Origin of the sequence: Flavobacterium mesophilum (genome assembly GCF_039581405.1) — a bacterium.
In the GTDB taxonomy this organism is placed as follows: domain Bacteria; phylum Bacteroidota; class Bacteroidia; order Flavobacteriales; family Flavobacteriaceae; genus Flavobacterium.
In genome coordinates, this window is the sequence record NZ_JBCPXZ010000003.1 from 233,906 (window position 1) to 245,417 (window position 11,512).

An 11,512-nucleotide genomic window follows, 5' to 3' on the forward strand; every position below is an offset into this window, starting at 1 on the left:
AACAAACTAATTTACTTTTATAAAGGTCAAATTTCTATGATTTGACCTTTATAAAACTTGAAACCTAAAGCATATCCTGAAACAAAATAACCAGACAAGAAATGCAGCAAATATTTAATTTCATTATAAGAAACAGTAATCGATTGCTGTTTTTGCTGCTTTTAGGTATTTCGTTAGGACTCACTATTCAATCTCATTCCTATCACAGAAGCAAAGTAATCAGTTCTGCCAATTTCTTAAGCGGAGGTGTTTACGAAAGGATTAATCATGTGAACGAATATTTGAATTTAAGAGCTGAAAACGACGAACTTGTACTTGAGAACGCAAGATTAAAAAGTCTTTTATTCAATAAGGAAGACACAACAAAATTACCTTTGCCTGATACAATTAAAGGAGTAAAACCTGCTGACATAATTGTATCAAAAGTAATTCACAACACTTATAACACACACGAAAACTACATTACTCTAAACTCTGGAGCTAATGACGGCGTGAAACAAGATATGGGTGTAATCAACAGTTTAGGAATTATAGGAGTAGTTGATAATACATCTCCAAGATATTCTACTGTAGTTAGTATTTTGAACATGAAGTCACAGATCAATGCCAAACTTAAAAAATCAAATCACTTTGGTTCTTTAACTTGGGATGGAAAAAGCACAGGTTTTGTACAGTTACGAGATGTTCCTAGATTGGCTACTGTTAGAAAAGGCGACACCATTGTAACAGGAGGACAATCTGTAATTTTTCCTGAAGGAATCAACATTGGTACCGTTGAAACCGTTTATAAAGAAGAACAGACAAGTTTCTATGTCATAAAAGTTAAACTATTTAACGATATGACAAATCTTGGACATGTTTATATTATCAAAAGCAAAGACAGAGAAGAACTTATTAATTTAGAAAAAAAGGAAAAAGATGAATAGCGCATTGTTAGTCAATATTTTTCGATTTATTATGTTACTGGCAATTCAGATTGTTATTTTCAACAATATGAACTTTCTAGGCTACATAAGTCCTTTTCCGTATATCTTATATATCATTCTTTATCCTGTCAACAGCAATAAATCAGGATTGATTATTTCAAGCTTTTTACTTGGATTGACAATGGATATGTTTTGCAATTCGGGCGGAATCCACGCGACAGCATGTGTAATTCTCGCTTATTACAGGCCATATATATTTAAGTTTTCGTTTGGACTGAGTTATGAATATCAAACCATCAAATTAAACGAATCTTTAACACCGGAAAGGTTTTCATTTATTTTGGTATCAGTTTTGCTGCATCATATTATATTGTTTGTTTTAGAAGCGTTTCAATTTAAATTTATCTGGGACATTTTACTCCGAACATTATTTAGTTCAATATTCACAATAATAACTTCAATCATAATAATTTATCTTATTAAGCCCAATAAACGATGAGAAAAGTTCTGCTGCCCGCTTTAATTATCATTGCAGGATCTTTACTGGTGATCAGGGTATTTTATTTGCAAATTGTAGACGATTCATTTAAGCTAAAATCGGAAAACAACGCAATAAAAAAACAGTATGACTACCCTGAAAGAGGTTATATTTACGACAGATACGGCAAATTACTAGTAGCCAATCAGGCTTCTTATGATATCATGGTTATTCCTCGCGAAATCAAAGAGGACTTGAATATTACTGAATTTTGTGCTTTATTAAACATTACAAGAGAAGAATACGATAAAAGAATAGCCAAGGCAAAAGTTTATAGCCCAAGACTTCCCTCTGTATTTTTGGCACAATTGAACAAAAATGAATTTGCCGCTTTTCAAGAGAAAATCAGAAAATACGAAGGTTTTTATTTCCAAAAAAGATCACTTCGAGATTACGAAGTAGACTATGGTGCAAACATTTTTGGAGGTGTCACTCAGGTAAATGAAAGCCAGATTGCCAAAAATCCGTATTACAATAGCGGTGACTTAATTGGAAGACAAGGTGTAGAAGAAAGCTATGAAGAAGTTTTGCGCGGTATAAAAGGTGTAAAATACATTCAGAAGGACAAATACAATCGTGAAATAGGTTCTTATAAAGACGGAAAATACGATACCATCGCCGTGGCAGGAGAAGATATCAATTTAACAATTGATGCTGAACTTCAAAAATATGGCGAAGAATTAATGATCAACAAAAGAGGTGGAATTGTGGCGCTAGAGCCAAAAACAGGAGAAATTTTAGCCCTTGTTACTGCTCCTTCATATGATCCTGGCATTTTAGTTGGACGACAAAGATCTAAAAACTATACGCTTTTATATCGTGATTCTATTGCAAAACCATTATACGACAGAGGACTTTTAGCCGAGTATCCTCCCGGATCTCCATTTAAAATCTTAACAGGATTGGTTGCTCTTCAAGAAGGAGTTATTGATGAGCACACTACATTTATGTGTCATCATGGTTTCAGTTATGGTAGAGGCCGATTTATGAAATGCCACGGTTTTGGTCCGCATCAACTGAATAATGGTATATACAATTCTTGCAACACATACTTTGCACAATCGTATATGTTGACAATTAACAAATACAGAAACCCTGGCTATGCTGTTGATGTATGGAGTAATCACGTAAAAAGTTTTGGACTAGGCCAATTTATGGGTTATGATTTGCCAACAGGAAGAAAAGGTAACATCCCAACTTCTAAAACCTATAAAAAGATATATCCAAATGGCGGATGGAGAAGTACAACAATTGTTTCTAATGCGATTGGACAAGGAGAAGTTTTAATGACTCCTATTCAATTGGCAAACATGATGGCAACCGTTGCAAATCAAGGTTATTATTATACGCCTCATATCATCAAAAAAATCGAAGGTAAAAAGATTGACGCAAAATTTACGACAAGACACGAAACCACGATTGACAAAAAATATTTTCCGCCTGTAATAAACGGATTATTTGACGTTTATAACAAAGGTACCGCTTATGCGCTTAAAGTTCAAGGCATTGATATTTGTGGAAAAACAGGAACTGCCGAAAACTATGCAAAAATTAACGGAGTTAGAACAAAACTAAAAGACCACTCTATTTTTGTGGCTTTTGCTCCTAAAGACAATCCTAAAATCGCCATTGCAATTATGATTGAAAATGGAGGTTTTGGTGCAAATGTAGCCGGGCCTATTGCGAGTTTGATGATTGAAAAATATTTAAGAAAAAAAATCACAAGAACTGATTTAGAAGTTCGTGTTCTAAATAAAAGTTTGGTTAGCGAATATGCCAAATTAGGAGGAATGACCGATGCTAGTGCAATTGAAACAACACCAAAAGATTCTGTTTTAAAAGCAAAAATTGTTACTCCAAAAGTACCAACTAAAACAGACGTTAAAAAAGTAACCATTGACTCCACCCAAGAGAACTAACAAAGATTATTTCAAATGAAAAATCAAAGTGTAAAAAATAATATTGACTGGATAAGTGTTTTTATCTACAGCACGTTAGTGATATTAGGGTGGTTGAATATCTATTCCTCTTCTTTACTATCAACTGAAGGAACATACCAAAAACAGCTGATTTTTATTGGATGTACCATTCCGTTGATTTTTGTAGTTCTTTTTGTTGACGGAAAATTTTATGAAAAATATGCCAGTATCATATTTGTAGTCTCACTTTTGTCGCTGGCTGGATTATTCCTTTTTGGAAAAACCATTGCTGGGCAAAGATGCTGGTACGCGATTGGAGGATTCACTCTGCAACCTTCTGAATTTGCCAAAGCCGCCACTTCGCTTGCATTGGCAAAATACTTGAGTGACACACAAATCAACCTCAAAGATGTCAATAGGCAAATACAAGCATTAGCCATTGTGTTTTTGCCTGTTATGCTTATTTTACCGCAACCAGACCCGGGAAGCGCCTTGATCTATAGTATTTTTATAATTGTTTTATATAGAGAAGGATTGCCATCTTGGTACGTTTGGACTGGTTTTATTACTATTTTATTGTTTGTATTAACATTAGTTCTTGAACCGTATGTTGTTATTATTCTAGCAGCAGTTGTTCTTGCAATCATACATTTTAAAGGCCGAGTTGTTGACAGAAATTTATTAATGAGCAGTATCCTTTTAGCTATTATTTCGGCTTTTGTTTTCTCTGTAGATTACGTTTTTGAACATGTCTTCAAACAGCACCATAGAGACCGTTTTAATATTTTGCTTGGTAAAACTGTCGATATGAAAGGTATTGGATATAATACCAACCAATCTGAAATTGCTATTGGATCTGGTGGATGGCTAGGAAAAGGTTTTTTACAAGGAACACAAACCAAAGGAGGTTTTGTACCAGAACAACATACCGATTATATTTTTACAACTGTTGGTGAAGAATGGGGTTTTGTGGGTTCATTAGTTGTGATTGCGCTTTTTATTGGTTTATTCTTAAGAGTAATTTATTTGGCAGAAAGACAAAAAACTAAATTTAGCCGTGTTTATGGCTATTGCGTTGCCGGAATTTTGTTTATCCATTTCTTTGTAAATATTGCCATGGTTATTGGTATTTTCCCGACTATTGGGGTTCCTTTGCCGTTCTTTTCTTATGGAGGTTCTGGACTCTGGGGATTCACTATTTTGCTGTTTATCTTCTTAAAAATGGACGCTAATAAAGTGAATGAATGGTAATTTAAATTCCAAATGTAAAGCACCAGATCCCAAATCAAATCCAAAAAAGAGTATCGAATTTTATCTTAATTATTGATTCAAAATAATTTCATTCACATTAAAATGAATGAATTCCAATAAAAAAGTCCGAAGCTTAAAACTTCGGACTTTTATATTTTATCCTTTATGATTATACCTTCTCTCCGCTTGTTCTCTTCTTGATAAGCTTTAAGAAAACTGGAAACGTTGACACAATTATAATTCCTATTACAATTACTTCAATATGTTCTTTCAAATCAATTCCGTGTTCTAAAAACACTCCATATAAGTAATGTCCTGAAAAGATCAATACGAAAGACCATAAAAATGAACTCAAAATATTATAGAACATAAATTTCTTTTTATCCATAGAAACTATTCCAGCAATGATTGGTGCGAAAGTTCTAAATATTGGAAGGAAACGAGCGTAAATAATTGCTTTCCCGCCGTATTTTTCAAAAAAGTCTTTAGATTGAAGCAAATATTTTTTCTTGAACCAAAATGTATCTTCTTTCTTGAACAAATAATAACCGCTTTTTGCACCAAACCAATATCCAGTCATGTTTCCAAAAACACCCATCATGGCAACTAATGTTGACAGGATAAAAACATTTATAAAATCACTCGGAATAGAAACCACATTTTCGATTAGGTCACGGCTGTAAATACCTGATAAAAAAAGCAAGCTGTCACCAGGAAGAAAGAAACCAGCAAAAAGCCCAGTTTCGGCAAAAACAATAAACAGCACGATGTATAAACCAATTTGAAAACCACCGATACTTAAAGTAATATAAAATTCAGGGTTGACTAATTGTGTCCAATCAAAATTATTCATAAAAATGGTTTGGTTATACTTAATTTAAGTTTGTGAAAGTAACAATAATTTAGTTCAACCACAATAAAATGCGGTATTTTAAAGATAAATTAACTATAAAAAAAGCCCCAGGAAATAATTCCTGAGGCTTCAAATATTATTATTCTCTTACATATTTGCAACAGCTGTGCAAATTATCATAATCAGCTTGAGTAGCTTTCACATCTTTAGTATCGTGCCCTACCTTAGCAATTGCGTTATTCAAATCAGCTGGAGATGATTTCTCTTCATTTAAAATTACAGAAAGCTGATGCGAAGCGATATCCCAATTTGCCGTTTTTACGCCTGGAACACTAAAAGCCGCTTTTTCAATACGTTTCTTACATTGTTCGCAATTTCCATTTACTTCTGTAGTATATTTTAAATTTTTATTCTTTTTGGTTTGAGCTTGCGCTGAAAATCCCAAAAACCCAATGATCGCTATTAAAATTAATTTTTTCATTTTTAAAATATTTGATATTGTTATTGATATTTGCCTTATTATTTTATTTTAAATCGCAAACCTGCGTAATACATTTGCCCAAAAATTGGCGCATAAGCTATAGAGGCATCAAAATTTGGTCCAAACGGATCTTCAGCTCCTAAAATTGCCTTTTTCTGTTTGTAGTTCCCAATGTTTTCTCCACCAATATACACTTCAAAAACGTCTGAAAAAACTCTTGTTACCTGTGCATTCATGACTGCATACGAAGGAGAAAAATCAGGAAATTGATCTTCAGCAGGATTTGACGCTGTATAAGGCAATTGCTGACTTCCAGTCCAGTTGAACGTGTAATCAAACTTCCATTGTCTTCCATCGTCAGATGTAGTTTCGTATTCTAAATTCCCAAGAAAACGGTGTTTTGCCTGCAACGGACGCTGAAATGTTCCTCGTAAATAATCTGTTTGAATATCATAATATTTATAAGCTGTTCTCAAATTCAGGTTATGAATCAACTCATAATTAAATTCTACCTGCAGACTATTCGCAAAGGAACTTCCTTTTAAATCATAAAATAAAACTTGTTGTGGACTTTGCATTAAATCTACTACAGCTTGGTTTTGAAAATCAGTTCTGTAGAAATCAAATCCTGCTTCAGCATTTTTATTGAAAATCTTGAACTTTTGCGAAAAGCTTATTCCGTAATTCCACGCAATTTCAGGATTTAGCCCATAGATTTTTCCATTTGAATCTAAAATTGAGAACGTTCTAGAACTAGCAAAAAGTTGCTGGTTCTCTGCAAAAATATTAGCTGAACGTTTTCCTCTTCCGGCAGAAAAACGAAGAACACCATTTTTCCAAGGATTGTATCTCATATGCAAGCGAGGCGTCACAAAAAAGCCCAATCTATTGTGATTATCCACTCTTCCGCCTAAAATCAAACTAAAATTATCCGTGTTATCATAGGTATATTCAAAGAATGCTCCAACTGAATTATCGATTCGGCTGTAATCTACAGTATTCACAAATTCCTGATATTGATCGTATGCAAAATTTAATCCAGTCGTAAATTTATGCATCGTGTTGTTTATTATCGAATTGAAAATCAAATTCGAATAAAAGCTATTCTGTTTGATATCATACAAATTCAACCCGAAATAAGAATTTTGATTATGACTATTGAAAGCATTTTGAAACCCGATACTTTGATAAGGCATATCTTTAAAAACATATCCAATTTTTGTAGAAACATCAAAACGCTCCGTATTGATTTCTGAACCCCAATGATTCGTAGTACCGCGATCAATATCTTTATCAAAATCAACCTCACCCGTTTGTTTTTTATCATTCATATATCTGAAATTGATAAAACTTACCAAACCGCTTTCTGGATCATAATATTGATAACGATTTAAAACATTGATTTGTTTTCCTAGCGGATTATCTAAAAATCCATCATCATTCATGTCGTTTTTGGCAACTCGTGTATTTCCGTGAACAAAAAGGCTTGTCGCCCATTTATCAGATAATTTTTTATTGAAATGTGTATTCAATTCAAAACGTGCATCTGTTGAAACATAAACGTTTAAGAAAAACGGAATATCGCTTAAAGGCTTTAAAAGTTCTGTATTAATTTGACCCGAAATACTTTCGTAACCATTAATAACGCTCCCCGCGCCTTTCGTAATTTGAACACTTTCGATCCAAGTTCCCGGCGTAAATGATAATCCGTAAGCTTGAGAAGCCCCACGAACCGAAGGAATATTTTCTTCAGTAATCATTAAATAAGGACTCGTCAAACCTAACATTTTGATTTGTTTAGTTCCCGTTAAAGCATCCGAAAAATTGACATCTATTGAAGGGTTTGTTTCAAAACTTTCGGCCAAATTACAGCATGCCGCTTTTAGCAGTTCTTTACTCGTAATAACAGATGTATTGGATGTAAGTGTATAGGATTTTTTAATTCCTTTTTGCTTCTTGCTGACTTTGACTTCCTGCAAATCTTCCTGCGAAAAAGCAGTAGCAGACAACAAAATCATGCCAAAAAGCAGTATATTTTTGTGCATATAAATAATTTTAATGTTATTAGAAAAGCTGTTTTTGATTTAAGACAAACAGCGACTTTCAAGCACGAAAAATCGGCTTGATTCTAAACATTAAAATCAGGAATAAAAAATGTATTGATTATATAACTTGTAAAAAGGAGGCGCATTCGCATCAGAATAATACGAAGTTATTTGATTGCTTTTGAAATTTGGTATTGATAAAAAAGCAATTGTATTATATTCTTGGATCGCAGCCGGAAAATCAAGCTGGAAAAAGAATATCTTAAAAGTAGCATTGTCTGATTTTTTTTGAATATGAACTACTTTGTCTTTGCAACAAGAAGATTTTTTTTCTTGTTCTCCACAACATTTTTTTTCTGGAGAAGCTTTTACTGAAGTATTCAAAGACACAGAAGCTATTTCGCCCCCGCAATAATGCACATCAAAAGCAAACCCAATGTTGGAGACCAACAATAGGAACGCTAAAAATAATCCTGTGCACTTTTTTAAATTCATACTGCAAAACTATTCAAAAAGACCGAAAAAATATTTAAATGATTTGTTATTTTTTTAAATTTTGTTGCTGATAATAAAATGCAGGAATAAAAAGCAATACAAATATGGGCTGAATTATAAATCTTCGAACGTAAAAAAGAAGCCAATTTGCATTTGGAAAATACTCCAAAATCACTAAAAATGCTACGAAAAGAATCACTCCAAAAAAGACATATAGAAAGGAACTGAATTTAAAAATATCAACATCCCTAAACAGTATATAAATCAATGCCACAGAAAGGATTGTATTCAAAAAATATCGAAAAAAAAGCCCAAAGAAAAGCTTAATCGTATCGATTTCAGGATAGGGCAAATTTTTAAAATCTTTCTCAAAATATTCTAAAAAAGGATCATAAAAAAGACTGTTTTCAAATGCACGAATAATTCCAAAACAAATTACAATACAAACTGAAATCAAAATTTTAAATTTATTTTCCAACAGACTATTTAGCATACTTCGAAAATTTATTTACCCAAATAACCCATAAAAGAAAAACCAGTCCGTAAATAATCAGCGGAAATAAAACACCATGCAAAAAATGTTCATTTTCTGGATATCTAAAAAGCAAGATCGTTAAAAACATGATGCGGAAAATGTTTAAAACATAAATAAAAAGTGTTCCAAAGAGAATAAACAATAAAGTCGTTTTGAGCTTTCCAGAAAAAGCGATTATAAATGAAACAAACAAAATGATCACGCTTACTGCATTGCAACCTTCGACTATTCGAATTGTAAATTTATTGTTGTACCAAACTTCCAAAGCAGGTTGCGAAAGGCTTTTTACAATATCGACATTACAATTAAAAAGCAACATCAGCTGTTCGACATTTTTCCCGACAAACTTTGAAATTCCGTCAAGATCAATCGGGCTAAAACTATTCAAATAGAATTTATAAACGATTGTAAGTAAAATATAAGCGGAGAAAAAAGTGCCTATAAAAATCAGGAAAGGTTTAAATTGTATTAAATATTTTTTCAACGGAATTTTTTTTCAAATTTATGTATTTTTTAAGTCAGGCTTTAAATACTTTTGTATAAAATTTATTTATCATGACTTTTCAAGAATTACAACCAAAAATAAGCGCTATTGTCGCTGAAAACAATACCGTTAGAGACGAAAAATTATTGGCGATCTGTCAATTATTAAATGAAAATGTAGCGTATTACAACTGGGTTGGTTTTTATTTTGCTAATCACGAAAACAAAACACTTCATTTAGGACCATATGTTGGAGCTGAAACAGATCATACTGTTATTCCGTTTGGAAAAGGAATCTGCGGACAAGTTGCCGAAAGCAATGCTAATTTTGTGGTGCCAGATGTTAAAGCACAAGACAATTATATTGCCTGCAGCTTAACTGTAAAATCAGAGATCGTTGTCCCTTTGTTTGTAAACGGCATAAACATTGGCCAAATCGACATTGACAGCCACGTTATTGATCCATTTACTGAAGCAGACGAAAGATTTTTAGAATTTGTGAACCAAGAAGTTGCCAAATTGTACTAATAATATTACTTTGGCGTAATAATCAACTAGTCATTTTATGAAAGTTATTTTACGCCTTTTCTTCTTTTTTTTTATTTCCTTTAGGCTGTTCCCGCAAGCCTCTACTCCGGTTGGAAAATTAATTTATATAGATTCGACTGAAGCAGAAAGTACCCCAGAAAACTTTAAATACACAAGAGTTGTTGAAGACTATTTTTCGGCTAAAAAAAGTTATGTTTTCAAGGAATATTACAAATCTTCAAAAATAAAATGTATTGGTTCTACTCTAGACAAGGACATTATAAAAAGAGATGGACAATTTATCTCTTACTATGAAGATGGCAAAAAAAAGTCAATGTCAACTTATTCAAACGGAAAAAAAACAGGAAAGGAATTTAATTGGTATGAAAACGGAAACATGAAGTCGGAAGTGGAGTATTTCGACAATAAGGATGTGAAAACCAATTCTAAAATCAATCATTTTTGGAATCCGGAAAAAGAGCAAACCGTTACAAATGGCAATGGATATATTGAAGAATCCGGCGAATATTTCTATGAAAAAGGAGAAATAAAAAACGGAGAAAAAAATGGTGTTTGGGAAGGCAAAAATAGTAAGGAAAAATATAGCTTTAAAGAAACTTACAATGACGGAGAGTTAATTTCAGGAACCAGCATCGACGAAAACAATATTTCACACGACTACAAAGATCCATTTGAAAAACCTCTTCCCGTAAAAGGATTAGAGAATTTTTACAGATATATTGGAAGAACTTTCAAAACGCCAAAAGTCGAAGGGCTTCAAGGAAAAATATACATAAGTTTTGTAATTGACAAAGATGGCAATCCTACCAAACTAAAAATCTTAAGAGATATTGGCTACGGAACAGGAGAAGAAGCCATTAGAACAATTGTAGGTTACGGAAAATGGATTCCTGGAAAATTCAAAGGAATTCCAAAAAGCGTATTATATTCGATACCAATAACAATAACCGCAACAAATAAAACAAATTCAATTCAGCCGTATCCAACAGGAACAAACAACATAAACAATTATCAAGACCAATTACTCAAAAATTTCTAATAAGCGATCTTTTTCTCAGATTCTTTTACTTTTGTTTGATTCTTTTGTTTTTTTACCCTAATTTTGCACCCGTCTTACAAAAGTTGTATTGACATACATAAAAATCATTAAATAATATTGGAATGTATTTAACTAAAGAAAAGAAAGAAGAGATTTTCGCACAACACGGTGGTGCAACAAACACTGGAAGCGCAGAAGGTCAAATTGCATTGTTCACTTACAGAATTTCTCACTTAACTGAACACTTGAAAAAAAATCGTCACGATTACAACACTGAGCGTTCTCTTGTCCTATTAGTAGGTAAAAGAAGAGCTTTGTTGGACTACTTGAAAAAGAAAGATATCAACAGATATCGTGAGATTATCAAAGTATTGAATATCAGAAAATAATCAATATAG

13 protein-coding genes are annotated in these 11,512 nt (G+C 32.7%); 7 read left to right on the plus strand and 6 right to left on the minus strand.

The features are described from left to right. Positions 1-101 precede the first annotated feature (101 nt). From mreC to rodA, 4 genes are read left to right on the plus strand one after another with little or no spacing between them, the layout of a single operon-like run. Positions 102-926, plus strand: a complete 825-nt coding sequence (gene mreC / locus AAYQ19_RS09955; RefSeq protein ID WP_343536063.1) for a rod shape-determining protein MreC — start codon at positions 102-104, stop codon at positions 924-926. Then, positions 919-1,425, plus strand: a complete 507-nt coding sequence (locus AAYQ19_RS09960; RefSeq protein WP_320569732.1) for a rod shape-determining protein MreD — start codon at positions 919-921, stop codon at positions 1,423-1,425. Before mreC ends, AAYQ19_RS09960 begins: the two co-directional genes overlap by 8 nt. Continuing rightward, positions 1,422-3,383, plus strand: a complete 1,962-nt coding sequence (gene mrdA / locus AAYQ19_RS09965) for a penicillin-binding protein 2 (RefSeq protein ID WP_343536064.1) — start codon at positions 1,422-1,424, stop codon at positions 3,381-3,383. The genes AAYQ19_RS09960 and mrdA overlap by 4 nt, the downstream gene beginning before the upstream one ends. Before the next feature lie 15 nt (positions 3,384-3,398). Then, a complete protein-coding gene (gene rodA, locus AAYQ19_RS09970; protein WP_343536065.1) occupies positions 3,399-4,634 on the plus strand; it encodes a rod shape-determining protein RodA in 1,236 nt (411 codons plus the stop codon). Between the two features lie 169 nt (positions 4,635-4,803). On the opposite strand, the gene AAYQ19_RS09975 is transcribed toward rodA, so the two are convergent. From AAYQ19_RS09975 to xrtF, 6 genes are all read right to left on the minus strand, one after another. Continuing rightward, positions 4,804-5,487 (minus strand): DedA family protein, encoded by a 684-nt coding sequence (locus AAYQ19_RS09975; RefSeq protein ID WP_343536066.1) that lies wholly within the window; start codon positions 5,485-5,487, stop codon positions 4,804-4,806. 139 nt (positions 5,488-5,626) lie between these two features. Continuing rightward, a complete protein-coding gene (locus AAYQ19_RS09980; RefSeq protein WP_343536067.1) occupies positions 5,627-5,968 on the minus strand; it encodes a heavy-metal-associated domain-containing protein in 342 nt (113 codons plus the stop codon). Between the two features lie 38 nt (positions 5,969-6,006). Beyond that, positions 6,007-8,013: a TonB-dependent receptor plug domain-containing protein gene (locus AAYQ19_RS09985; RefSeq protein WP_343536068.1), complete on the minus strand. Its 2,007-nt coding sequence runs from the start codon at positions 8,011-8,013 to the stop codon at positions 6,007-6,009. 96 nt (positions 8,014-8,109) lie between these two features. Further along, on the minus strand, positions 8,110-8,508 hold the full coding sequence (locus AAYQ19_RS09990) for an HYC_CC_PP family protein (protein WP_343536069.1): 399 nt from the start codon (positions 8,506-8,508) through the stop codon (positions 8,110-8,112). Between the two features lie 46 nt (positions 8,509-8,554). Continuing rightward, positions 8,555-9,001 carry an exosortase F system-associated membrane protein gene (locus tag AAYQ19_RS09995; RefSeq protein WP_343536070.1) on the minus strand — a complete coding sequence of 149 codons (447 nt, stop codon included), beginning with the start codon at positions 8,999-9,001 and terminating at the stop codon, positions 8,555-8,557. Further along, positions 8,991-9,527 carry an exosortase family protein XrtF gene (xrtF, locus tag AAYQ19_RS10000; protein WP_343536071.1) on the minus strand — a complete coding sequence of 179 codons (537 nt, stop codon included), beginning with the start codon at positions 9,525-9,527 and terminating at the stop codon, positions 8,991-8,993. Before xrtF ends, AAYQ19_RS09995 begins: the two co-directional genes overlap by 11 nt. A 71-nt stretch (positions 9,528-9,598) precedes the next feature. Between xrtF and AAYQ19_RS10005 the strand changes: the two genes are divergently transcribed. From AAYQ19_RS10005 to rpsO, 3 genes are all read left to right on the plus strand, one after another. Beyond that, entirely contained in the window at positions 9,599-10,054 is a 456-nt protein-coding gene (locus tag AAYQ19_RS10005; RefSeq protein WP_343536072.1) for an XrtF-associated fRMsr-like GAF protein, read from the plus strand. A gap of 37 nt (positions 10,055-10,091) precedes the next feature. After that, positions 10,092-11,114 (plus strand): energy transducer TonB, encoded by a 1,023-nt coding sequence (locus AAYQ19_RS10010; protein ID WP_343536073.1) that lies wholly within the window; start codon positions 10,092-10,094, stop codon positions 11,112-11,114. A gap of 122 nt (positions 11,115-11,236) precedes the next feature. Continuing rightward, positions 11,237-11,503: a 30S ribosomal protein S15 gene (rpsO, locus tag AAYQ19_RS10015; protein ID WP_008466503.1), complete on the plus strand. Its 267-nt coding sequence runs from the start codon at positions 11,237-11,239 to the stop codon at positions 11,501-11,503. Positions 11,504-11,512: the final 9 nt, after the last annotated feature.

Bases quoted from the DNA above. Each gene is read 5' to 3' on its own strand.
- mreC (WP_343536063.1), top strand. From the start codon at position 102: ATGCAGCAAATATTTAATTTCATTATAAGAAACAGTAATCGATTGCTG.
- AAYQ19_RS09960 (WP_320569732.1), top strand. From the start codon at position 919: ATGAATAGCGCATTGTTAGTCAATATTTTTCGATTTATTATGTTACTG.
- mrdA (WP_343536064.1), top strand. From the start codon at position 1,422: ATGAGAAAAGTTCTGCTGCCCGCTTTAATTATCATTGCAGGATCTTTA.
- rodA (WP_343536065.1), top strand. From the start codon at position 3,399: ATGAAAAATCAAAGTGTAAAAAATAATATTGACTGGATAAGTGTTTTT.
- AAYQ19_RS09975 (WP_343536066.1), bottom strand. From the start codon at position 5,487: ATGAATAATTTTGATTGGACACAATTAGTCAACCCTGAATTTTATATT.
- AAYQ19_RS09980 (WP_343536067.1), bottom strand. From the start codon at position 5,968: ATGAAAAAATTAATTTTAATAGCGATCATTGGGTTTTTGGGATTTTCA.
- AAYQ19_RS09985 (WP_343536068.1), bottom strand. From the start codon at position 8,013: ATGCACAAAAATATACTGCTTTTTGGCATGATTTTGTTGTCTGCTACT.
- AAYQ19_RS09990 (WP_343536069.1), bottom strand. From the start codon at position 8,508: ATGAATTTAAAAAAGTGCACAGGATTATTTTTAGCGTTCCTATTGTTG.
- AAYQ19_RS09995 (WP_343536070.1), bottom strand. From the start codon at position 9,001: ATGCTAAATAGTCTGTTGGAAAATAAATTTAAAATTTTGATTTCAGTT.
- AAYQ19_RS10005 (WP_343536072.1), top strand. From the start codon at position 9,599: ATGACTTTTCAAGAATTACAACCAAAAATAAGCGCTATTGTCGCTGAA.
- AAYQ19_RS10010 (WP_343536073.1), top strand. From the start codon at position 10,092: ATGAAAGTTATTTTACGCCTTTTCTTCTTTTTTTTTATTTCCTTTAGG.
- rpsO (WP_008466503.1), top strand. From the start codon at position 11,237: ATGTATTTAACTAAAGAAAAGAAAGAAGAGATTTTCGCACAACACGGT.